This window comes from Actinoplanes sp. NPDC051411, assembly GCF_040682075.1.
GTDB lineage: Bacteria > Actinomycetota > Actinomycetes > Mycobacteriales > Micromonosporaceae > Actinoplanes.
Map to the genome: position 1 here is coordinate 1 of NZ_JBFBAD010000158.1, position 21,573 is coordinate 21,573.

The following is a 21,573-nucleotide window of genomic DNA, read 5'->3' on the forward strand; positions in this document are numbered from 1 at the left end:
GCCGCCCGGGCGGCGCTGGCCCGGGACCGGACCCTGACCGGAGACGCCTACCGCGCGGCCATCAACGCCGCCAACCGCGCGATCTATCGCGGTTGAGCGCCGGCCGCGGCCCGGCGCGCCTTGACGGCCACGCGCAGCGCCCGCCACAGCCGGAGCCGCAGCCGCCGGCTGTCCGCGGCGGCCAGCACCTCGGCCAGCCCGTGCCGCTCCTCGGGCGGCACCATCGCCACCACCACGATGACCGGTAACACGGCGGCGATCAATTCGGTCATGAGGAATAATGCGATCACTCCGCATGCCAGGAGGACGTATCCGCCGCTCATGTCAGTTACCGCCGATCGCGATCGCCAGCAGGAGCACGAGCGCGCCGCCGATCGTCAGCGCGACCATCGCGGCCGCCGCGACGGCCCGCACGAGCGGGCCGACGGGCACGGCCATCCGCCGCAGGTAATGCAGAGCGGTCAGCAGGCAGAGACCGGCGACCGCGAGATAGAACAGCTCATAGCCACTTACGGCGGCGCCGGTCGAGAGGATGACGGAGTGCGAACCGTTCATGACGGCCTCCTGAGTGGTGTCAGTCGACTGGGCTGACCAGATCGCGGTCGAGGCGGCGAGCCGGATCGTCGGACCCCCGGGGATGCGGCCGGTCGCCGACCCCTTAACCTCCGGGTGCAACTCTGTGTATGCCACCACCAGTGGTTATGCGCGTGACGCGAATAACGGACATTGAATCCTATTTTGCCATGTGGCAGGTTGCTAAGTGACTGATCGTCACGATGTCCGGGACGGGCCGTGATCACCATCTCGGCGGGTAATGAATAATATTCTGCGCGGCTCAGCCGCCGCGCACGATCAGAAATGGTGTCCTTACCCGTATGGAAAAGCTGAATACCGCTCTCGAACTCGTCGCGACCAGTTGCTCGACGCAGGCCTGTCCAACGATCTTCAAAGCGCCGAGCGGCAACTACGTCATCCAGGGCTACGCGGTGGACGCCACCAAGGTGGGCATCACCCTGTCGCCCGGCGAGCTGCTGGTGGAGATTCCGGCGGGACTCCTCGAGGCTGTTCGTTCGGAGTAGGGCGAGGCGTTCCCTGAGATCGGGGGAGGAAAGCGGAGGCGAGTCATGACGCGGGCGGATCCGGGCGACGAGGCTGTAACGCCGGTCGGTGTCGTGCTGGGACGCATGCGCCGCGCCGCGCGCCTGACCGGCCAGCAACTCGGCCACATGGTCGGCATGAGTCAGGCCAAGATCTCACGCATCGAGACCGGGCAGACGTCGGCCTCGCCGGCGGACGTCGCCCGGCTCGCTCACGCTCTGGGCGCGTCGGCCGAGATCGTCGAGGAACTCGCCACCGAGGCCGAGCGGAAGCACTTCCCGATGACGGACTGGCGGCCGGCGCCCGGCGCCGCCGGCCACAGCCAGGAGGACATCGGTGCCCTGGAGAGCTCGGCATCCGAGATACGCATCTTCCAGCCGGCTCTGGTCGTCGGATTGGCGCAGACCGCCGGTTACGCGCGGGCGGTCCTGGCCGCCATGCGCGAGCTGACTCCGCCGCCCGAGTTCGTCGATCCGCACCCGTCGCTCGCCATGGCGGTAACGGCGCGGGTGCGCCGGCAGGAGATCGTGGCGCGTTCGGATCACCGGTTCCGCTTCATCATGGGCGAAGCGGCTCTGAGCTCCCGCTTGGCCAGCGCGCCCGAGATGCTCGTTCAGATCGACGCGATCGGAAAGCTGGCCGGAGCGGCCAACGTCGACGTCCGCTTCATCCCGTACGACACGGTGCTGCCATTTCCGTTGATCCACGGCTTCGAGCTCCTGGACGACGCCTGCGTGATCGTCGACGTCTTCAACACCGGGCTCATCGGCCGCGGCGCACCCGACCTGGCGACGTACCGCCGGATCTTCGATCGCCTCGAAGCGGTCGCCGTCTCCGACATCGAACCTCTCCTGAAGAAGTACCGGGACGTCTACTTGCGAGAGCTGACCCGGAACGCCGGGGCTCCGAGCTAGGCTGCGAGCAGCCTGCCGGGCGGTGATGTTTACGGATTCGGCCGTCGGGCATGGTGCACCGCGTATCGCTGCCCGACCCGGAGGGACCCCGTGCGCATCGCGATGATCTCGGAGCACGCCAGCCCCCTGGGTGACGGCGGCCAGCAGTCCCATGTCGCCGATCTGTCGGCGGCCCTGGCCGAGATCGGCCATCAGGTTGACGTCTATACCCGGCGCGACGACCCGACGACGCCTGAGGTCGTCACCACCCGGGGCGGGATCCGGGTGGTGCACGTGCCGGCCGGGCCCGCCCATGAGGTGCCGCCCGACCTGCTTCTTCCCTACATGGGGGAGTTTGCCCGCTGGCTCGAGAAGCACTGGCGGGACGCCCAGTGGGCCCCCGACATCGCCCACGCCCATTTCTGGACGAGTGGTCTCGCCGCGGTCACCGCCGCCCGCCAGGTCGGCATCCCGGTGGTGCAGTCGTTCCACGAGTTGGGTGCTCTGGGGGCCGTCGAGGGCCGGCCGTCCCGGTCGAACTATGAGCGGGCGCTCGGCCGCGCGGTCGACCGGGTGGTCGCGCAGAGCCAGGAAGAGGTACGCGACCTGGTCCGCATCGGTGTGCCGCGGGCCAGCCTCACGGTTGTTCCGCCCGGGGTCGACAGCGAACGGTTCTCGCCTGAGGGCCCGGCCGTCGAGCGTGACCCGGAGCGCCCGCGCATTCTCAGTGTCGGCAAGCTGGTCGAGCGTAAGGGCTTCGGCGACGTCATCCAGGCGATGCGTTATGTGCCGGGGGCCGAGGTGGTGGTGGTCGGTGGTCCGCCGGCCGACCAACTGCGGGCCGACCCGGGTGCCTCCTCGCTGCGGGCGCTGGCCGAGCGGTTCCAGGTCGGTGACCGGTTGCGGCTTGTCGGCTCGGTGCCGTTCCGTGACCTGCCCCGCTGGTATCGCTCGGCCGATCTGTTCCTGGCCTCCGAGGGCCAGGAGGAGGACGTCCTCGAGGCGATGGCCTGCGGCGTACCGGTGGTGGGGCCTGCCGTGGGCGGGCTGACCGAGACCGTGGTCGACGGCCTGACCGGTGATCTGGTGCCGGCCCGGGATCCGCGGGCCCTCGGCGGGGCGCTCCGGCGCCTGGTCACCGACCGGGTGCGCCGTTTCGCGTACGGGACGGCCGCGCTCGACCGGGCACGTCAGGCGTACTCGTGGAAGCGCGTCGCGGCCCAGGTCGGCTCGATCTATTCGGCCGTCGCCGGGCTGCGCAAGGGCAGCAACTCCGAGGCCGTGGCGTAGGACCCCATCCACCAACTGGTGGATCCGAAGGTTCGCTCGCCGGTCGATTCGGCACGCCCGGGTCCACTGTGATGCTCGGTGCATGACAGTCATCGAGGTCAAGAACCTGCGGAAACGCTACGGATCGACCGTTGCGGTGCGGGACGTCTCGTTCACGGTGGAGCGTGGCGAGATCTTCGGCATCCTCGGCCCCAACGGTGCCGGCAAGACCACCACGGTGGAGTGCATCGCCGGCCTGCGCACCCCGGACGCCGGCTCGGTCACCGTGCTCGGCCGGTCGCCGCACGACCACGAGCTGCGCCGCCTGGTCGGTGTGCAGCTGCAGGAGAGCCAGCTGCCGGAGAAGATGAGCGTCCGGGAGGCGCTGGAGCTCTACAGCGCGTTCTATCCCGATCCGGTCGACTGGCGGGCGCTGGCCCGGGAGCTCGGCCTGGGCGAGAAGCTCGGCACCCGGTACGCGAAGTTGTCCGGCGGCCAGAAGCAGCGGCTGTCGATCGCGCTGGCCCTGATCGGCGACCCGGAGGTCGCCGTCCTGGACGAGCTGACCACCGGCCTCGACCCGCAGGCCCGGCGCGACACCTGGGGTCTGATCGAGCAGATCCGCGACCGGGGTGTGACCATTCTGCTGGTCACCCACTTCATGGAGGAGGCTGAGCGTCTCTGCGACCGGCTGGCGGTGATCGACGCCGGTGCGGTGGCGGCGCTGGACACCCCGACCGGCCTGATCGCCGGCCTGGAGACCGAGCAGCGCCTCCGGTTCCGGCCGTCGAAGCCGCTGGACGACGGCCTGCTCACGTCGTTGCCCGAGGTGCTGCGGGTCAAGCACCACGGCGGCCAGCTCGAGGTGGTCGGCACCGGCAACCTGCTGCACGCGGTCACCTCGGTGCTCGCCACCAACCAGATCATCGCCGCCGAGCTGCGGGTGGAGCAGGCCACCCTCGACGACGCTTTCGTCCGGCTGACCGGGCACTCGGAGGAGACCCGTCCAACCACCCCGACCGCCGCCGCTGACCCGAATGAAGGACTTTCCTGATGGACGTCTTCCTGAAGCTCACCCGCAACGAGCTGCGGCTCTTCTTCCGTGAGCCGATCGTCGTCTTCTTCTCGATGCTGTTCCCGACCGCCCTGGTGATCATCCTGGGGAGCATTCCGGCCTTCCGGGAGCACAAGCCCGAGATCGGCGGTGGCACGTACGTCGGCATCTACGTGGGTGTCGCGCTGGCGCTCAGCCTGGCCATGCTCGGTCTGCAGTTCGTGCCGGCGGTGCTCTCCCTCTATCGGGAGCGGGGCATCCTGCGCCGGCTGGCCACCACCCCGGTACGCCCGAGCGCCCTGCTCGGAGCCCAGCTGGTCGCCGCCGTGCTGATCGCGATCGTCTCGGGTCTCCTGGTGACGCTGGTCGGCCGGTTCGCCTTCGGCGTCGAACTGCCCGGGCAGGTCGTGGGCTATCTCCTCGCGTACCTCCTGAGCGCGGCCGGCGTCTTCGCCGTCGGCCTCCTCGTGGCCGCCGTGGTGCCGACCGGCAAGGCCGGCAACGCGGTCGGAACCGTGCTCTTCTTCCCGCTGATGTTCTTCGCCGGACTGTGGACGCCGCGCGAGGTGATGCCGAAGGTGATTCAGCGGATCGGCGACTTCACTCCACTGGGGGCGGGCGAGCGGGCGCTGCACGAGGCCGCGATCGGGCACTGGCCGAGCCTGCTCCCGGTGGTCGTGCTGATCGCCTACCTCGTGCTCTTCGGGGCGGCCGCCGCCAAGCTGTTCCGGTGGCAGTGACCGGCGCCGACAATGGTTGACGTGCCTCTGATCGATGACGCGTCGGCGGTGGTGGCTGATCTCGAGCGCCGCCGCCAGCGCGGTGACCGCATGACCCGGATCGTGCCCTTCGTGACCCTGGTCGCCTCGATACCCCTGGTCACCGTCTCCGACATCCTCCACCTCCTGCCCCAGTTGCCGCTGCTGGCCGGCTACGGCATGGCGCTGGCGGCCGGGGCGTGGATCGCCTGGTTCGTGACGCTGCATCCGCAGTGGGAGGCGCGCCGCTTCGTCATGGCCGTCTTCTTCGTCGGCCTCCTGGCGATCATCTACCTGCTGGTCTGGGCCAGCCCCCTCTACGGCTTCTTCGGCTGGAGCGCGTACTTCTTCGCCGGCTACGCCCTGCAGGGCCGGTGGCGGCTGGTCGGCGCGGCCGGTGTCGCCATCGCCATCGCGATCACGCAGATCGGCGGATATCCGGCGCTCAGCGATGCGAACACGCTGAAGGCGTTCTTCGTGCTCCTCGCGGTCAATATGATCATCTCGGTCGGCATGACCCATCTGGCGGTTACCAATCAGGAACAGGCCGTGGAACGCGCCGGCATGCTCAGCGAGCTGGCGGCCGCCAACCGGAAGCTGGCCGCGGCCGTGACCGAGAACGCCGGCCTGCACGCCCAGCTGCTCAACCAGGCCCGGGAGGCCGGGGTGCTCGACGAGCGGCAGCGGATGGCCGGCGAGATCCACGACGTGCTGGCCCAGGGGCTGACCGGCATCGTCACCCAGCTGGAGGCGGCCGACGCGGCCGCCGGGCGACCGGACGACTGGCGGCGGCATCTCGGCGCGGCCAGGCGGCTGGCCCGCGACAGCCTCGCCGAGGCCCGCCGGTCCGTGCAGGCGCTGCGCCCGCAGAACCTCGACGAGGCCGCGTTGCCCGAGGCGATCGGCGAGGTGGTCGAGGGCTGGTCGGCGCTCAACGGGGTCAACGCCGAGCTGATCACGACCGGCACCCCGAAGCCGCTGCTGCCCGAGATCGAGACGACCCTGTTGCGGACCGCGCAGGAGGCGCTGGCCAACGTGGCCCGGCACGCGGCGGCCCGGCGGGTGGCGCTCACACTCTCCTACATGGAGGACATGGTGACCTTGGACGTCCGCGACGACGGTGCCGGCTTCGACCCGTCCGCGCCCCGCGATCCCGGTCCCGACGGCGGGTTCGGGCTGAGCGCCATGCGGGAGCGGGTCGTGCGGATCGCCGGCACGCTCGAGGTCGAGTCGGAGCCCGGCGGCGGCACCGCGATCTCGGCCTGCGTTCCCGCCCTGGGTGTGGCCGCGTGACCGGGAAAGGGATCGGTGTGCTGATCGTCGACGATCACCCGGTCGTCCGGGACGGGCTGAAGGGCATGTTCGCCGGAGACGACCGGTTCACGGTGCTCGGCGAGGCCGGAAACGGGCACGAGGCGCTCGCGGTGGCCGGCTCGGTCGACCCCGACGTGGTGCTGATGGACCTGCGCATGCCGGAGATGGACGGGGTCAGCACGATCCGGGCGCTCAAGGAGCGGGGCTCGCGGGCCCGGGTGCTGGTGCTGACGACGTACGACACCGACAGCGACGTGCTCCCGGCGATCAAGGCGGGCGCGACCGGTTACCTGCTCAAGGACACGCCGCGCGAGGAGCTGTTCCGGGCGGTCACGGCGGCTGCCCGGGGCGAGTCGGTGCTGTCGCCCGCGGTGGCCGGGCGGTTGATGGGCTCGCTGCGGTCGCCGGCCAAGGAGCCGTTGAGCCAGCGCGAGCTCGAGGTGTTGTCGCTGATCGCGCGCGGCTGCTCGAACCGGGAGACCGCCGGGCGACTGTTCATCAGCGAGGCCACCGTCAAGACGCATCTGCTGCACGCGTACGCCAAGCTGGGCGTCCGCGACCGCGCGGCGGCCGTCGCCGCCGCGTTCGAGCGAGGCCTCCTCGGCACCGAATAGCGATGAGCAGCGGCGGTCAGGGCTCGCCGCGGTAGGTGCCGAAGCTCCACAGGTTGCCCTCCGGGTCGCGGCAGGCGAACTCGTGGGAGCCGTAGTCGGTGTCGTTGAGCTCCCGCACGACCGTCGCGCCGGCCTTGACGACCCGCTGGTAGATCTCGTCGACGTGGTCGGTCGCCACGTAGGCGCCGGACGAGCCGGGCTGCAGGTTCCACGGGTTCTCCGGCTCGTCGCGCATCGAGCCGAGCATGACGCCGCCGCCCTCCGGCCAGTCGAGCTGGCAGTGCTGCACGATGTCGCCCTCGCCGTAGAGGGCCTTCTGCTCGAAGCCGAGCACGTCGACCAGGAAGTCGATCAGCCGGCGGGCGTCGCGGGCCCGCAACGACGGCCACACCGTCTTGTCTCTAGAGGTCATGCCGTCCATCGTTCGCGCCGGCGGCGCTCAGGGCTTGGATAAAACCGAACTCGTCGGCGATCCACCGGCTGGGCGTGCATCCGGCGAACGCGTGGAACTCGCGTACGAAATGAGATTGATCGGCAAAGCCGTGCGCCGCCGCGATGTCGGCCAGCCGGGCCGAGGGCCGCAGGGCCCGGCGGGCCCGGTCGAAACGCGCCACCCGGGCGGCCTCCTTGGGCCGCAGGCCGATCTCGGCCCGGAACCGGTCGGTCAGATGGCGGCCGCTCCAGCCGACTTCGTCGGCCAGCTTCGCGACGCTCACGCTGGGCGTTCGCACGCGCTCGAGGGCGTACGCGATCTGCGGCGCGACCTCGTCGTCCCGGACGACCCGGGTCAGCACCGTGTCGAGTACGGCGAACCGCCGCGGCCAGTCGGGCGCGGTGAGCAGGCCGTGGCGCACCTCGTCGACCACGTGCGGGCCGAACAGCTCGGCGGCGTCGACGTCCTGGTCTCTCAACTCCGACGCGGGCAGGCCGAACAGCGCCCGGCAGCCGAGCGGCGACACCGTCACCTGCACACCGGACTGCCGCCCGTCGTGGGTGATCAGCGCCGGGGTCAGGTGCAGGCCGCCGGCGAGCGAGTCGTACCGGCCGGCGGCCTGCCTCGGATCGGGATGCCGGGCGATGACCAGCGGATCGTCCATCGTGAAGATCAACGTCAGGTAGGGCGAGGGCAGGCCGCGGTGGACGGCCGGCGCGACACCTTCCTGCCGGTAGCCCGAATAGAACGGCACGTAGGGCCGGAGTCGCTGCGCCGGCCGGCCCTGGACGTGCTCGTCGAGCATGGTCAGTCCGCGAGGGCCTTGGCGAGGTCGTCGCGGAACTCGCGCTCGCTCTCGGTGACCGTCTCGCCGCCGATGCCGAGCACGCCGCCGGTCGAGGCCGCCCCGACCACGGTGTCGGCGATCGCGACCAGCCAGTGCTTGTAGGTCTCGGCGTCGGCCGGCTCGGCCTTGGCGGCCAGCAGCGCGCCGGCCTCGGCGGCCCGGCCCAGCACGTCGTCGACGTACGCGATCGGGTCGCCCGGCTCGATCACCGGCGCCTCCTCACCCAGATCGGGGTCGCCCACCTCGGTGACGATCTCCTTGGCGATCGCCGCCACGAGCGGGCTGGCCGAGGCGCGGGCGTCGGAGATGACGTCGAGCCCGGCTTCGCTCTCGGCCCGGGTCTTCCGCGCACTGTCAGGGGTCGCGGCGCTGGCCGCCGTCAGTACCGACTGGGGCAGGCCGACCAGCAGCCCCCACTCGGCGTCGGTGAAGCCCAGCATCGCGTACAGCGGGTCGTCGGTCACGGAACCGTCCTTGTCCTAGGAATGAGCTTCTGCCGGCCTCTATACCCCGTCGTCGGCGGATCAGCCCGTGGTCAACAGCTCGTTCTCGACGACGACCGGCACCGACAACGTCTTGTAGCCGACCTCGTCGAAGAGGACGGTGACGCGGTCGCCCTCGTAACCCATCACCGTGCCCAGGCCCCACTCGCCGTGCCGGACCTTGCCGTGGACCGGGAACGGCTCGTTCGACGGCGAGGCCTCGGCGGCCACCCCGTTGACGTCGTTGTCGCAGTGGCCGCACGGCTTCTTGCGCTGCTCACCGAAGTACGCCAGGAGGATCCGGGACCGGCAGCCACGGGTCTCGGCGAAGCCGCGCATCATGTCCGTGCGGGAACGGGTCACCACCTGCTGGCGCTCGTGTTCGCGTACGGCCAGATCGGCCGCCGCGGCCGGAAGCGGCGCGAAAAGCGGCACCGTCGTCTTGTTGCCGTGGCCCGGAATCGCCGCGCCGACCTGTTCCAACAGCCCCAGGAAGGCGCCCAGCTTGCGGGGGCCGAGGCCGGTCTTCTCGGCCAGGGCCTTCTTTGTCTGCGGGCCGGTGCGCAGCGCCGCCGCCAGTTCCCGCAGCTCGACCGGGTCGGGGGCGCCGCCGTTGAAGAAGCGCTGGATCGCCTCGTCCTCGGCCCGCCACAGCAGCAGCGCGTTGGCCGGCTCGCCGTCCCGGCCGGCGCGGCCGATCTCCTGGAAGTAGCTGTCGGGGGAGTCGGGCAGGGCGACGTGGGCGACCCAGCGGATGTTCGGCTTGTCGATGCCCATGCCGAAGGCCGACGTCGCGACCATGATGTCGATCTTGTCGTCGCTGAAGTCCTCGTGGGCCTGCTCGCGGGCGCCGCCCGCCATGCCGCCGTGGTAGAACGCGGCGTGGTAGCCGGCCTGGACCAGGCGTTCCGCGAGTTCCTCGGACGCCCGGCGGGTCGCGACGTAGACGATGCCGGGCATCCGGCCCTGGTCGAGCAGCGCGGTCAGGCGGCGCCAGCGGTAGTCCTCGTCGGGGCAGTACGCCACCTCGAGGAAGAGGTTGGGCCGGTCGAGGCCGGAGACGTGGATCTCGGGGTTCTTCAGGTGCAGCCGCTCGATGATGTCCTCGCGGACCGGCGGCGAGGCGGTCGCGGTGAGGGCGAGCACGGGCGGGCGGCCCAGCCCCTTGATCATGTCGCCGAGGGCCAGGTAGTCCGGGCGGAAGTCATGGCCCCAGGCCGAGATGCAGTGCGCCTCGTCGATCGCGACCAGCCCCGGCCTGAGCGCCTTGATCTCGGCCAGCCGGTCCGGGTCGCTGAGCTGCTCGGGGGTGATGAACAGGAACTCCGCCTTGCCGGAACGGATCTCCTCGATCGCCTCGCGCTGCTGGTTGGGCGTCTCGGCCGAGGAGACGCGCACGGCCCTGATCAGCGGGTCGCCGCGCTCGTTGAGGGCGGCGATCTGGTCCTGCTGCAGCGCCAGCAGGGGCGAGATGACCACGGTCGGGCCGGGCAGCAGCACGGCCGGGATCTGGTAGATCGCCGACTTGCCGGCACCGGTCGGCAGGACGACCAGGGCGTCGCGCCGGCGCAGCACCGCGCGCATGGGTTTGAACTGGCCGGGGCGCAGGCGCGGCCAGCCGAACTGTTGCCGGGCGACCCGGCGCAGGCGGGGTCCGTAGACGGGAAGTTTCATCGAGCGGGCACGGTTCCCCGTGGCCCGCAGACGCAAACCGGGATCACTTCTTGCCGCCGAACATGCGGCGGATCGCCCATAGGAGGAGGAGCGCGGCCAGGGCCACGCCCAACAGGCGTACGGCGACGATTTGCGACCAGTCGACGCCCGTCGCGGTCTCGGCTAGTGGTCTCGGCACGCACGCATCGTATCGACGGCCCACCAGTCCGCGTAATAGAAAGGTTTGTTGACTAAATCGAAAGTGGATGTGACCATAGGTCCGCGAATGGGGCGCGCTCCCATGCGGAGATCAACAAATGCGGAGCGCGACCGTGGGACGAAACGAGGACGGGGGCCCATGCCCAACCACGGCGAATTGCCGGAACTGGCCGCGACGGTATTACAGCCAGGATTCGTCGGAACCACGGCGCCCGACTGGGTGCGCCGCTGGCTCGGCGAAGGACTCGGCGGCGTCGCTCTCTTCGCCCGCAACGTCGAGTCGCCCGCCCAGATCGCCCGGCTCACCGCGCAGCTGCGGGCCGAGCGGCCCGACATCATCGTCGCGATCGACGAGGAAGCCGGCGACGTCACCCGGTTCGAGTCGGTCTACGGCAGCTCCCGCCCCGGCAACCTGGCGCTCGGCGCGATCGACGACCCCGAGCTGACCGAAGCGGTGGCCCGCGACCTGGGCGCCGACCTGGCCGCGGCCGGCATCACGCTCGACTACGCGCCGGACACCGACGTCAACAGCAACCCGCACAACCCGGTCATCGGCGTACGCGCGTTCGGCGCCGAGCCCGGCCTGGTCGCCCGCCAGTCGGTGGCCTGGATCCGCGGACTGCAGGCGGCCGGCGTCGCGGCCTGCGCCAAGCACTTCCCGGGGCACGGCGACACGGCCGTCGACTCGCACCACTCGCTGCCGCTGATCGACCGCGACCGGGCCGCCCTCGAGGCGTGCGAGCTGCTCCCGTTCCGGGCCGCCATCGAGGCCGGCGTGCGCGCGGTGATGACCGGCCACCTGCTGGTGCCCGCGTTCGACCCCGAACTGCCGGCCACCCTGAGCCGGCGCATCCTGACCGACCTGCTGCGGGTCGAGCTGGGCTACACCGGGCTGATCGTCACCGACGCCATCGAGATGCGGGGCGTCAGCGGCCGGTACGGGACGGGCGGCGCCACCGTGCGGGCCCTCGCGGCCGGGGCCGACGCGATCTGCGTCGGCGGTGAGCACGCCGACGAGCAGACCGCGACCGAGCTGCGCGACGCGATCGTGGCCGCGGTGCTCTCCGGCGACCTGCCCGAGGAACGCCTGCGCGACGCGGCCGCCCGGGTGCGCGAGCTGAGCGCGTGGACCCACCAGCAGCAGACCGGCCGTCCGGCGAGGATCCCCGGAGCGGAGGGCAGCCCGGTCGGCTTCGACGCCGCCCGGCGGGCGGTCCGGGTCACGGTGACCGACCGGGACGTCGCCCTGCCGATCGCCGGCCCGGCCCACGTGGTCGAGTTCGCCCCGCCCCGCAACATCGCGATCGGCGCCGAGACGCCGTGGGGCGTGGGCGCCCCGCTCGACGACCTGCTGCCCGGCACCACCTCGGTGCGGCTCACCGCCGACGACCTGGCCGGCGTGAGCGACCCGGCGGCCCCGGTGCTGGCCGGCGCGACCGGCCGCCCGCTCGTGCTGGTCGCCCGCGACCTGCACCGCCACCCGTGGCTGGCCGACGCGATCGAGCGGGTGCTCGAGGTGCGGCCGGACGCGATCGTGGTCGAGATGGGCGTGCCGGTGCGGGTGCTCGGCGGCGTGCACATCGCGACCTACGGCGCGACCCGGGCCTGTGGCCAGGCCGCGGCCGAGCTCCTCGCCGGCACGAGCGTGCCGGCGCCGCAGCCGCTGGCCGCCTAATATTCCTCCACCATGTCGAGATATTCGGGGTGGGTCTCCACGTAACGCGCGAAGAACGGGCAGAGCGGGACCACGTTGAGGTCCCGCTCCCTGATCTGATCGAGGGTGCGGCGAGCCAGCTCGTTGGCCAGGCCCTGCCCGCGGAACCGCGGATCCACCTCGCTGTGGGTCACGATGATCGCGCCCGGGCGGGACTGATAGACAGCCTTCCCGGCCACCTCGCCGTCGACGAACACCTCGAACCGGTGATGCGCGGCGTTGTCCTGGACCTCGATATCACTCACCCGTCCAGCCTATGTGGCAGCAGTGGCGGGTTTGGCGATAGTTGCCACGGGTCACTAGAAGCCCATGTCCTCCGCCACCGCGCATGTGAAAGCTTCCGCATCCCGGGCCGCCGACAGCAAGCCGCTGGAATACCTCGCCCGCGGCGGCTTCATCTGCTACGGCGTCATCCATCTTCTCTTCGCCTGGCTGGCGCTCCAGGTCGCGTTCGGTCACTCCGGCAAGGAGGGCGACCAGAACGGAGCCCTGCAGACCCTGGCCGGCAACGGCTTCGGCAAGGTCCTGCTGGTGGTCATCGCGGTCGGCATGGTCGGCCTCGCGATCTGGCAGGCGTTCGAGGCGATCATCGGCGAGAGCGGGCCGCAGGACAAGACGGCGGTCGCCGAGCGGGTCATCTCCGGCATCCGGGCGATCGTCTACCTGTGGCTCGCCTGGACCGCGGTGAAGATCGTCACCGGGGCCAACTCCTCCTCCGCCACAAAGTCGCAGAACAAGAGCTCCACGCTGATGTCACACAGCGGGGGCCGGTGGCTGGTCGGGCTGATCGGTCTGGTCATTCTCGGCGTCGGCATCGGCCTGATCGTGTACGGCGTACTGAAGAAGTTCGAGAAGCACCTCAAGACCGAGGAGATGCGCCCGTCCGTCCGCAAGTCGACCCGGCGCCTCGGAATGGCCGGCTACGCCGCCAAGGGTGCCGCGTACGCGATCGCCGGCGTTCTGGTGGTGATCGCCGCCGTCAAATACGACCCGGACAAGGCCCGCGGACTGGACGCGGCGCTGAGGACGCTGGCCGGCCATTCGTACGGTCCCTGGCTGCTCGCGTTGATCGCGATCGGATTCGCGGCATTCGGGGTTTTTTGCTTCTCGCAGGCGAAGTACCGGAAGGTCTGACCTTCGCGCCGAAGGTTGAACGGGCCGGGGATCGGGGAGCCTGATCGCTGGCCCGAACCTCGTGCGGAAGAGAGAAAGATAGTGTCCAGCATCCTGACCACTGTCCTGATCGTGGTCGCGGCGGCGGTCGCGGCCGTCCTTCTGGTCGAGCTCTCGCACTGGCTGCTCGGCCGTCTCGGCCGGAAGTCGACGCTCGCCGCCGATCTTGCCCGCACCGCCCACCGGCCGTTCCAGGTGACCATGCTCCTGTTCGCGGTGCAGCAGGCGTTGCGGGCCCGGGCCGGTGAGTTCCCCGGCCGCGACGGCACCCTGCACGCCCTGGTCATCCTGTTCATCGCCGGCTTCGCGTGGCTGGTCGCCGTCCTGGTGCTCGTACTCGAGGACGTCGCCCTCGACCGCTGGCGCACCGACGTGCCCGACAACCTCAAACGGCGCCGCCTCAAGACCCAGGTGGTGATCCTGCGGCGGGTCACCGTGGCGGCGATCGTGGTGCTCGCGCTGGGCGTCGCGCTGATGACCTTCCCCGGCATCCGGGCGCTCGGCGCCAGCCTGCTCGCCTCGGCCGGCCTGGCCAGCGTCATCGCCGCCCTGGCCGCCCAGAGCGCGCTCGGCAACGTCTTCGCCGGGCTGCAACTCGCCTTCAGCGATGCGATCAAGGTCGACGACGTGGTCGTGGTCGAGGGGGAGTGGGGCCGCATCGAGGAGCTGACGCTGACCTATGTGGCGGTGCAGATCTGGGACGACCGGCGGCTGATCCTGCCCACGTCGTACTTCACCGGCAAGCCGTTCCAGAACTGGACGCGTACGGGATCGGCCGTGCTCGGCACCGCCGAGCTGGATGTCGACTGGTCGGTGCCGGTCGAGCCGATGCGGGCCGAGCTCCGCTCGGTCTGCGAGGGTTCCACCTTGTGGGACGGACGGGTCTGTGTGCTCCAGGTGACCGACGCCGTGGGCGGGTCGATCCGGCTGCGGGCGCTGGTGAGCGCGCCCGACGCGCCCTCGCTGTGGGATCTGCGCTGCCTGGTGCGCGAGCGGCTGGTGGCGTGGGTCTGGGAGCACCAGCGCGACGCCCTGCCCCGGGTGCGGGCCGACGTGGGCGCGCCCCACGAGACGAACGCGCCGCTGCGCCCGGCCGTCCACCACGACCACGACGCGTCGGGCGACGACCGGGTCTTCTCCGGCGGCGACGACGGCGAGGCGCGCGGAGCGGCGTTCTCGGGCCCGGAGGAGACCCCGGTTCCGGCCGTGAAGTGATCCCGCCTGTCGGATTTCCGCCCCACATCGTCAGTTAACCGGGTGAGGATTGATCCACGGGTACGCAGGGCATACAACCAGTACAGAGAGAGGGGGACACGATGGCCGATGTCGTGAACGGTCGACCGGTGACCGAGCAGTCGACCGCCGAACTCGTGCAGCGGGCGAGCGAGCAGATCTCCCGCCTGGTTCGTGACGAGATCGCCCTGGCCAAGGTCGAGCTGGCCGAGAAGGGCAAGCACGCCGGCATCGGGATCGGCCTGTTCGGCGGGGGCGGCGTGCTCGCGCTGTACGGTACGGGTGCCGCCGTGGCCACGCTGATCATCGTGTTCCACCTGTTCCTGCCGCTCTGGCTGGCCGCGCTGATCGTCACCGTCGCGTGCTTCGTGATCGCCGGCATCATGGCCCTGATCGGCCGGAGCCAGGTGAAGAAGGCGATCCCGCCAGAGCCCAAGGCCGCGATCGAGAGCGTCAAGGCCGATGTCGACGAGGTCAAGCAGGCGGTCAAGGAGCGAGGGCGAGAATGAGCGAGAAGAACGGCGCGGCGCCGGATAAGCCGGACGCCGAGGCCCTGCGGGCCGAGATCCGCCAGACCCGCGCCGACCTGGGCGAGACGGTGCAGGCCCTGGCGGCCAAGGCCGACGTCAAGGCCCGCGCCAAGGATCAGGTCGAGCACGCCAAGGAGCGGGTGCGCGCCCAGGCCGCGGAGGCGACCGGCCGGGTGCGCGACGCCGCCCTGCATGCGGGCGGCCGCATGCGGTCGGCCGCCGACACCGCCGGCTCGTCCACCGACGCCGACGTCGCGGTGGCCGGACGCCGGGTGCCGGTCGCTCTGCTGGTCGCCGGCGCGGCCGCGGTCGTCGGCATCATCCTGCTCGTGCGAGGGAGTCGCCGATGAGCGGCAAGCTTGGCAAGATCGCGTACAAGCCGGTCGGCATTCTGCTCGGCATCGGTGCCGGCGCGGTCGCGGGCTTCGTCTTCAAGGAGGTCTGGAAGCTGGCCTCGGGCGACGACGACGCACCGGACGCAACCGATGAGGAACGTGGATGGGGCGAGATTCTCGCGGCGGCCGCCCTACAAGGCGCGATCTTCGCGCTCGTGAAGGCGGCCGTCGATCGAGGCGGGGCCTCCGGAGTTCGTAAACTTACTGGCCAATGGCCTAGTTGAAAATCTAACTAACGGTTGCGGGCGTCCAGATCGCGAGAGCGAAGTGGGGGCCCTTTTCCGTATCTGCGGATGTTTATTCGATTGGGCTGAGGGGGAGCTTTGAGGGTCGTTTTTCAGGTACAGTGTGCCCAGTTTTTGCGTACGTGGTTCGCTGCTTCCGTCTGACCGCGGGATGCCTGCGGGTGTTTCGAGGCCGAACGGATGGGACGTCCTCTGAAAGGGCCGCCTCATGGCGCCGCTGCTCGAAAACGGTCATCGGCCCTGGGCATCAACAGGGGCCGGCATTTTCAGAGGGAGAGTTCAGCATGGCGCAAGGAACCGTGAAGTGGTTCAACGCAGACAAGGGCTTCGGCTTCATTACCGTCGACGGCGGGGGTGCTGACGTGTTCGTCCACTTCTCGGCCATCCAGACCAGCGGCTACCGCAGTCTGGAAGAGAACCAGCGGGTCGAGTTCGAGATCGCCCAGGGGCAAAAGGGCCCCCAGGCGGAGCAGGTTCGCCCGCTCTGAGACCAACGGCCGGTCGCGAGACCGGCTGCCGACCGCCTGGCGGAGGTCGGCCAGATCTGAAGCCGGTCCGGCGACCGGCAAAAGGGCCCCGTGTCCTCTTCGGAGGGGCGGGGCCCTTGCCCATTGCGAATGGTTCGGGCCCGCTTCGGCGGGCCCGAACCATCAAGACGCCGACTCGCTTACGGCGGCTGCCGCCTTGCGCTTTGCGCGCGTACGCAACCTGACCCCAACCACGATCAGGATGAGCCCGACCACGGCGACCCCCGGCCCGATCTCGGCCCACAGTTGCTGCCCACTCATCTGCGCGTCGGTGAGCACGTCGAGGCCCTGCATCGTCCACACGGCACCGAGCACAATCGCGAGCACGCCCAGCGCCATCGGCAGCCACCCGACCAGCTTCGGCTTCGGCGCGTCCGGATCCTCGTCGGCCGGCTTGCTGCTCGGCCAGGCCCCGGTCTCGTCAGTGGCCGGCCACTGCCCGGTAGCGGCCTCGCCGGCCGCCCACCCCCCGGTCCGCTGAGCGTCCGCCTGCTCCAGCGAGGCCGGCCGCCCCTCGCCACCGGCCCGCGCGGCATCCCCGGCGCCGTCCGCCCGCCACCCGCCGCTCCGCGACCCGTCGGCACCTGCCTGCCATCCCCCAGTCGCCGGCCCGCCAGCGCCCCCGGCCTGCCAGCCGCCGGTGCGTGGGTCGTCGGTGGTGCCGCTGCCGGGCGTTCCGGCGCCGGCCTGCCAGCCGCCCGTGCGCGAGTCGTCGGTGGTGCCGCTGCCGGGCGTTCCGGCGCCGGCCTGCCAGCCGCCCGTGCGCGAGTCGTCGGTGGTGCCGCTGCTGGGCGCTCCGGCGCCCGCCTGCCAGCCGCCGGTCCGCGTGCCGCCGGCCGCACCGGCCTGCCATCCGCCGGTGCCCCGTTCATCAACGCTGCCGGCCTGCCATCCGCCGGTGCGCGGATCGTCGGAGTGGCCGCCACTCTGAACGCCGCCGGCCTGCCATCCGCCAGTTCGCGAGTCTTCGGCGCCGCTGGCCGGCCACCCCCCGGCACCCGGTCCGTCGGCCGCCCCGGCGCCGGCCTGCCAGCCGCCGGGGCGCGGGTCGCCCGTGCCGCTCGCCTGCCATCCACCCGTCTGGGCGCTGTCGGCGGCACCGCCGCCGGTCCGCGGGTCGTCGACACCGCCGGCCGGCCAGCCGCCGGTCCGCGGGTCGTCAGCGCCGCCCGCCGGCCAGCCGCCGGGGCGCGGGTCGTTCGTGCCGCCGGTCTGCCATCCGCCAGTGCGGGGATCGGCCGGACCGCCCGGCTGCCATCCGCCCGTCTGCGCGCCACCGGCCGTTCCACCGCCCGCTTGCCATCCGCCCGTGCGAGGCTCGGCCGGACTGTCCGGCGCCGGCCATCCGCCGGCGCGGGGGTCGGCCGGCGCGGACCAGCCACCCGTGCGCGGGTCGCTCCCTCCCGGCGTCGGCGGCCGGCCCTTGTCGAGTGGCTCGCCCGAGGGGCTGCCCGCTGTGCCGGGCGCGGGCGGCCGCCCGGCGGCCGGTGTCCAGCCGCCGTCGTCGGTCGTCCAGCCGCCCTTGTCCAGGGGCCGGCCCGTGCGCGGGTCGGCCGCCGGGTCGTCGTCCGGCTGCCGGTTGCCCCTCGGGTCGTTCACCACCGGTCGTGCACCTGCGGGCGGATCAGCTCGTCATAGACCGTCTTGACCGCGTCGAGTGTCGAGGCGGGCAGCGGCGCCAACGAAGCCGCGGCGGCGTTCGCGGCCGCCTGCTGCGGGTTGCGGGCGCCCGGGATGACGACCGTGACGCCGGGCTGGTCGATGATCCAGCGGAGCGCGAACTGGGCCATCGTGGCGCCGGCGGGGACCAGCGGCTTCAGGCGGCGTACCGCCTCGAGCCCGGTCTCGAAGTCGACCCCGGAGAACGTCTCGCCAACGTCGAACGCCTCGCCGTGCCGGTTGAAGTTGCGGTGGTCGTTGTCCGCGAACTGCGTGTTGGAGTCGTAGCGCCCGGACAGCAGCCCGCTGGCCAGCGGCACCCGGGCGATGATCCCGACGCCGGCGGAAAGGGCCGCCGGCAGCACCTGCTCGAGCGGCTTGAGCCGGAACGCGTTCAGGATGATCTGCACGCTGGAAACGTTGGGCCGGGCGGTGGCCGCGAGCGCCTCGGAGACCTTCTCGACGCTCACCCCGTAGGCCGCGATCCGCTTCTCGGACACCATCAGGTCGAGGGCGTCGTAGACCGCGTCGGACGAGAACACCGGCGTGGGCGGGCAGTGCAGCTGGACCAGGTCGAGCGTGTCGACGCCGAGGTTGGCCCGGGACCGGTCGTTCCACGCCCGGAAGTTGTCCAGGCTGTAGTTGGCGACTTCCTGGGCCATCCGCCGTCCCATCTTGGTGGCGACGGTCAGCTGCGGTTTGTCCTTGACGAACGAGCCGACGATCTGCTCGCTGCGACCGTCGCCGTAGACGTCGGCCGTGTCGATGAACGTGACGCCCGCGTCGACGGCGGCCTGCAGGGTCGCGTGGGCGTCGGCCTCGCTGACCTCGCCCCAGTCGGCGCCGAGCTGCCAGGCGCCGAGTCCGACGACCCCGACGGTCCGTCCCATCCTGCGAAAACTGCGATTCTCCACGGAGGAAACCCTACCGCCCCGCTGATAGCGTGTAACAAAACGTACGTACGGTTTGGAGGTTGATCTGATGTGGGATCCCGCCGTCTACCGGCGCTACGGCGCCGAGCGTGCCCGCCCGTTCCTCGACCTGGTGGCCCAGGTGGGTGCAGAGCGCCCGCGGGCCGTCGTCGATCTCGGCTGCGGCCCCGGTGAGCTCACCCTCTCCCTCGCCGAACGCTGGCCCGAAGCCCGCCTGACCGGCGTCGACTCGTCACCCGAGATGATCGAAAAGGCGAGGGGGCTGGGCCGGGCGGCAAGCTTCCGGCTGCTTGACGTACGCGGGTGGCAGCCCGACAACGACATCGACGTGCTCGTCACCAACGCCACCCTGCAATGGGTGCCCGACCATCGCGACCTGCTCACCCGGTGGGTCCGCGAACTCCCGCCCGGCGCCTGGCTGGCGATGCAGGTGCCGGGCAACTTCGACGCCCCGTCCCACCGCGCCATCCGGGCCGTGGCCGCCCGCTACGACGTGGCCCACCTGACCCGGGAAGCGCCGGTCGACGACCCGGCCGGCTACGCGTCACTGATGCTGGCGGCCGGCGCGAGCGTGAACGCGTGGGAAACCACCTACCTTCACCTGCTGCCCGACTCCGGCGACGAGCATCCCGTGCTTCGCTGGGTCGAAGGCACCGCGTTGCGTCCCGTCAAGGCGGCCCTGGACGAGAATGCCTGGCGGGAGTTCCGCGCCGACCTGGCGCGGGAGATCACGGCCGCCTACCCGGCGGCCGGGGGATACGTGGCGTTCCCGTTCCGCCGGATCTTCATGGTGGCGAGGACCGCCACCGCAGAAGGGACATCATGACCGAGTTGACGTCGTTCATCGCCGGGCTGCCCAAAGTCGAGCTGCATGTCCACCACGTAGGCTCGGCGTCGCCGCGGATCGTGGCCGAACTGGCCGCCCGGCACGCGGGCAACACGGCGGTGCCGGCCGACCCGTCCGCACTGGCCGACTACTTCGCGTTCCGCGACTTCCGCCACTTCATCGACGTCTACCTCAGCGTGGTCGACCTCATCCGCGACGACGAGGACGTGCGGACGTTGACCTTCGAAGTGGCGCGCGAGCTGGCCCGCCAACAGGTGCGGTACGCCGAACTGACCATCACGCCCTACTCGAGCGTGAAACGGGGCATCCCCGCGCCAGCGTTCTGCGCGGCGATCGAAGACGCCCGCCGGGCCGCCCGCGACGAGTTCGGCATCGAACTGCGCTGGTGCTTCGACATCCCCGGCGAGGCGGGCCTGCCGGCAGCCGAGGAAACACTCCGGATCGCCCTCGACGAAAAACCTGACGGCCTGATCAGTTTCGGTCTGGGCGGCCCCGAGATCGGCGTACCGAGACCCCAGTTCCAGCCCGTCTTCGACCAGGCCCGCGCGGCCGGCCTGCACAGCGTGCCGCACGCCGGCGAGACCACCGGCCCGGCGACCATCTGGGAGTCACTCACCCTGCTCGGCGCCGAACGCATCGGACACGGCATCTCCGCCGCCCAAGACCCGGCCCTGATGGCGCACCTGGCCGAACACGGCATCCCGCTCGAAGTCTGCCCGACCTCCAACGTACGGACGCGCGCGGTGGCGTCAATCGACGAGCATCCGCTGGTAGCCCTGGTCGCGGCCGGTGTGCCGGTCAGCATCAACTCCGATGATCCGCCCATGTTCGGTACGACGCTGGAGGAGGAGTACGCCGTGGCGGCGCGCCTGCTCGATCTGGACGCCAAGGGCGTGGCTGAGCTGGCTCGGGCGGCTGTTCAGCACAGCTTCCTTGAGCCGACTGGTAAGGGTGTGCTGCTTGCCGAGATTTCTGACTACGTGGCGGCTAACGCGTAGTTCTGGTTGTCGGGTCGGTTGCGGGTGGACGGAATTCGAGGGGAGGGTGACCAAGGTCGAGGTAAAGCGTCTAGTTCGATCTTGGTCACCCTCCCCTCGAATTCCTTGCCTACTCACGGTCAGTAGGTTTGGCCTGATCGATGGTCTTTGCGGCGCAGGCGTCGCCTTGCGCTGGGCGGTCCCGTCGCGCTTTCGGTGACCCCTGCGGTCAGTGGGCACGCCAGGGGGGTCGGTCGGGCGGGGCCGCGCTGGGTGGGTGGTACTTCGGCCTCAAATCGCCCGCTTGCTCGGGTTGGGGGTTACTGGGGCTGGTCGGTGGTCAAGGTGGGTGGGTCGGTCACGCTGGCTCGGGGGTCAGCTTTAGGCGTTCACGACCCACGAATCTGTGATGCCCCCACGGCCACGCGCGAAGCTTAAGCGCTTGGTTACGTCGAGCCTGTAACCGCCGGCGCTCTTGCTGGGGTCAGCTTTAGGCGTCCACGACTGTGTCCCCGCGCGGGGGATGCCCCCACGGGCATCGCAGGCAGCAGCCCACGGTCACGCGCGAAGCTTTGAAGCGCTTGGTTGGCGTCGAGCCTGTACCACCGACGTTTTTTGAATGACCCAAAGCCCGGGTAAGCGGGCGATTTGAGGCCGAAGTACCACCCACCCAGCGCGGCCCTGCCCGACCGACCCTCCTGGCGTGC

26 protein-coding genes are annotated in these 21,573 nt (G+C 70.9%); 16 read left to right on the forward strand and 10 right to left on the reverse strand.

Annotation, left to right across the window (positions count from 1 at the left end; all coding sequences use genetic code 11):
- Positions 1–83: 83 nt before the first annotated feature.
- Both AB0M88_RS46585 and AB0M88_RS46590 read right to left on the reverse strand, forming a co-directional pair.
- Positions 84–272 (reverse strand): hypothetical protein, encoded by a 189-nt coding sequence (locus AB0M88_RS46585; RefSeq protein ID WP_364113530.1) that lies wholly within the window; start codon positions 270–272, stop codon positions 84–86.
- 52 nt (positions 273–324) lie between these two features.
- On the reverse strand, positions 325–555 hold the full coding sequence (locus AB0M88_RS46590; RefSeq protein WP_364113532.1) for a hypothetical protein: 231 nt from the start codon (positions 553–555) through the stop codon (positions 325–327).
- Between the two features lie 320 nt (positions 556–875).
- Between AB0M88_RS46590 and AB0M88_RS46595 the strand changes: the two genes are divergently transcribed.
- From AB0M88_RS46595 to AB0M88_RS46625, 7 genes are all read left to right on the forward strand, one after another.
- Positions 876–1,079: a hypothetical protein gene (locus tag AB0M88_RS46595; RefSeq protein ID WP_364113534.1), complete on the forward strand. Its 204-nt coding sequence runs from the start codon at positions 876–878 to the stop codon at positions 1,077–1,079.
- A 45-nt stretch (positions 1,080–1,124) separates the two neighbouring features.
- Positions 1,125–2,012, forward strand: a complete 888-nt coding sequence (locus tag AB0M88_RS46600; protein ID WP_364113536.1) for a helix-turn-helix transcriptional regulator — start codon at positions 1,125–1,127, stop codon at positions 2,010–2,012.
- Positions 2,013–2,102: 90 nt separating this feature from the next.
- Entirely contained in the window at positions 2,103–3,281 is a 1,179-nt protein-coding gene (locus AB0M88_RS46605) for a glycosyltransferase (RefSeq protein ID WP_364113538.1), read from the forward strand.
- Between the two features lie 82 nt (positions 3,282–3,363).
- Positions 3,364–4,314, forward strand: a complete 951-nt coding sequence (locus AB0M88_RS46610) for an ABC transporter ATP-binding protein (RefSeq protein WP_364113540.1) — start codon at positions 3,364–3,366, stop codon at positions 4,312–4,314.
- Complete coding sequence (locus AB0M88_RS46615; RefSeq protein WP_364113542.1) at positions 4,314–5,054, forward strand: ABC transporter permease; 741 nt, start codon at positions 4,314–4,316, stop codon at positions 5,052–5,054. The genes AB0M88_RS46610 and AB0M88_RS46615 overlap by 1 nt, the downstream gene beginning before the upstream one ends.
- 21 nt (positions 5,055–5,075) lie before the next feature.
- Positions 5,076–6,365 (forward strand): sensor histidine kinase, encoded by a 1,290-nt coding sequence (locus tag AB0M88_RS46620; RefSeq protein ID WP_364113544.1) that lies wholly within the window; start codon positions 5,076–5,078, stop codon positions 6,363–6,365.
- Positions 6,362–7,000 carry a response regulator transcription factor gene (locus AB0M88_RS46625; RefSeq protein WP_364113546.1) on the forward strand — a complete coding sequence of 213 codons (639 nt, stop codon included), beginning with the start codon at positions 6,362–6,364 and terminating at the stop codon, positions 6,998–7,000. Before AB0M88_RS46620 ends, AB0M88_RS46625 begins: the two co-directional genes overlap by 4 nt.
- A 16-nt stretch (positions 7,001–7,016) precedes the next feature.
- On the opposite strand, the gene AB0M88_RS46630 is transcribed toward AB0M88_RS46625, so the two are convergent.
- From AB0M88_RS46630 to AB0M88_RS46650, 5 genes are read right to left on the reverse strand one after another with little or no spacing between them, the layout of a single operon-like run.
- On the reverse strand, positions 7,017–7,412 hold the full coding sequence (locus AB0M88_RS46630; RefSeq protein ID WP_364113548.1) for a VOC family protein: 396 nt from the start codon (positions 7,410–7,412) through the stop codon (positions 7,017–7,019).
- Positions 7,402–8,238, reverse strand: a complete 837-nt coding sequence (locus tag AB0M88_RS46635) for a helix-turn-helix domain-containing protein (protein WP_364113550.1) — start codon at positions 8,236–8,238, stop codon at positions 7,402–7,404. Before AB0M88_RS46635 ends, AB0M88_RS46630 begins: the two co-directional genes overlap by 11 nt.
- A 2-nt stretch (positions 8,239–8,240) precedes the next feature.
- Positions 8,241–8,744, reverse strand: coding sequence for a hypothetical protein (locus AB0M88_RS46640; protein ID WP_364113552.1), 504 nt, complete (start codon positions 8,742–8,744; stop codon positions 8,241–8,243).
- Between the two features lie 60 nt (positions 8,745–8,804).
- Positions 8,805–10,436, reverse strand: coding sequence for a RecQ family ATP-dependent DNA helicase (locus tag AB0M88_RS46645; RefSeq protein WP_364113554.1), 1,632 nt, complete (start codon positions 10,434–10,436; stop codon positions 8,805–8,807).
- A gap of 43 nt (positions 10,437–10,479) precedes the next feature.
- A complete protein-coding gene (locus tag AB0M88_RS46650; RefSeq protein WP_364113556.1) occupies positions 10,480–10,614 on the reverse strand; it encodes a hypothetical protein in 135 nt (44 codons plus the stop codon).
- Positions 10,615–10,773: 159 nt separating this feature from the next.
- Between AB0M88_RS46650 and AB0M88_RS46655 the strand changes: the two genes are divergently transcribed.
- Entirely contained in the window at positions 10,774–12,309 is a 1,536-nt protein-coding gene (locus AB0M88_RS46655; RefSeq protein ID WP_364113558.1) for a glycoside hydrolase family 3 protein, read from the forward strand.
- Here the strand turns inward: AB0M88_RS46655 and AB0M88_RS46660 are convergent.
- Positions 12,306–12,593: a GNAT family N-acetyltransferase gene (locus AB0M88_RS46660; RefSeq protein ID WP_364113560.1), complete on the reverse strand. Its 288-nt coding sequence runs from the start codon at positions 12,591–12,593 to the stop codon at positions 12,306–12,308. The genes AB0M88_RS46655 and AB0M88_RS46660 overlap by 4 nt on opposite strands.
- 64 nt (positions 12,594–12,657) lie before the next feature.
- Between AB0M88_RS46660 and AB0M88_RS46665 the strand changes: the two genes are divergently transcribed.
- From AB0M88_RS46665 to AB0M88_RS46690, 6 genes are all read left to right on the forward strand, one after another.
- Positions 12,658–13,482, forward strand: coding sequence for a DUF1206 domain-containing protein (locus AB0M88_RS46665; RefSeq protein WP_364113562.1), 825 nt, complete (start codon positions 12,658–12,660; stop codon positions 13,480–13,482).
- Between the two features lie 81 nt (positions 13,483–13,563).
- Entirely contained in the window at positions 13,564–14,736 is a 1,173-nt protein-coding gene (locus AB0M88_RS46670) for a mechanosensitive ion channel domain-containing protein (protein ID WP_364113564.1), read from the forward strand.
- Between the two features lie 101 nt (positions 14,737–14,837).
- Positions 14,838–15,263, forward strand: coding sequence for a phage holin family protein (locus tag AB0M88_RS46675; protein WP_364113566.1), 426 nt, complete (start codon positions 14,838–14,840; stop codon positions 15,261–15,263).
- Positions 15,260–15,634: a DUF3618 domain-containing protein gene (locus AB0M88_RS46680; protein WP_364113568.1), complete on the forward strand. Its 375-nt coding sequence runs from the start codon at positions 15,260–15,262 to the stop codon at positions 15,632–15,634. Before AB0M88_RS46675 ends, AB0M88_RS46680 begins: the two co-directional genes overlap by 4 nt.
- On the forward strand, positions 15,631–15,903 hold the full coding sequence (locus tag AB0M88_RS46685; RefSeq protein WP_364113570.1) for a DUF4235 domain-containing protein: 273 nt from the start codon (positions 15,631–15,633) through the stop codon (positions 15,901–15,903). The genes AB0M88_RS46680 and AB0M88_RS46685 overlap by 4 nt, the downstream gene beginning before the upstream one ends.
- A 305-nt stretch (positions 15,904–16,208) precedes the next feature.
- Entirely contained in the window at positions 16,209–16,412 is a 204-nt protein-coding gene (locus AB0M88_RS46690) for a cold-shock protein (RefSeq protein WP_007458127.1), read from the forward strand.
- 162 nt (positions 16,413–16,574) lie between these two features.
- On the opposite strand, the gene AB0M88_RS46695 is transcribed toward AB0M88_RS46690, so the two are convergent.
- Together AB0M88_RS46695 and AB0M88_RS46700 are read right to left on the reverse strand one after the other, a co-directional pair.
- Positions 16,575–18,050 (reverse strand): hypothetical protein, encoded by a 1,476-nt coding sequence (locus AB0M88_RS46695; protein ID WP_364113572.1) that lies wholly within the window; start codon positions 18,048–18,050, stop codon positions 16,575–16,577.
- The gene (locus tag AB0M88_RS46700) at positions 18,047–19,024 is read right to left on the reverse strand and encodes an aldo/keto reductase (protein ID WP_364113574.1); all 978 of its coding nucleotides are present in this window, start codon (positions 19,022–19,024) and stop codon (positions 18,047–18,049) included. The genes AB0M88_RS46695 and AB0M88_RS46700 overlap by 4 nt, the downstream gene beginning before the upstream one ends.
- Positions 19,025–19,091: 67 nt before the next feature.
- On the opposite strand from AB0M88_RS46700, the gene AB0M88_RS46705 reads away from it, so the two are divergent.
- Together AB0M88_RS46705 and AB0M88_RS46710 are read left to right on the forward strand one after the other, a co-directional pair.
- A complete protein-coding gene (locus AB0M88_RS46705; RefSeq protein ID WP_364113576.1) occupies positions 19,092–19,868 on the forward strand; it encodes a trans-aconitate 2-methyltransferase in 777 nt (258 codons plus the stop codon).
- Positions 19,865–20,887 (forward strand): adenosine deaminase, encoded by a 1,023-nt coding sequence (locus tag AB0M88_RS46710; protein WP_364113578.1) that lies wholly within the window; start codon positions 19,865–19,867, stop codon positions 20,885–20,887. Before AB0M88_RS46705 ends, AB0M88_RS46710 begins: the two co-directional genes overlap by 4 nt.
- Positions 20,888–21,573: the final 686 nt, after the last annotated feature.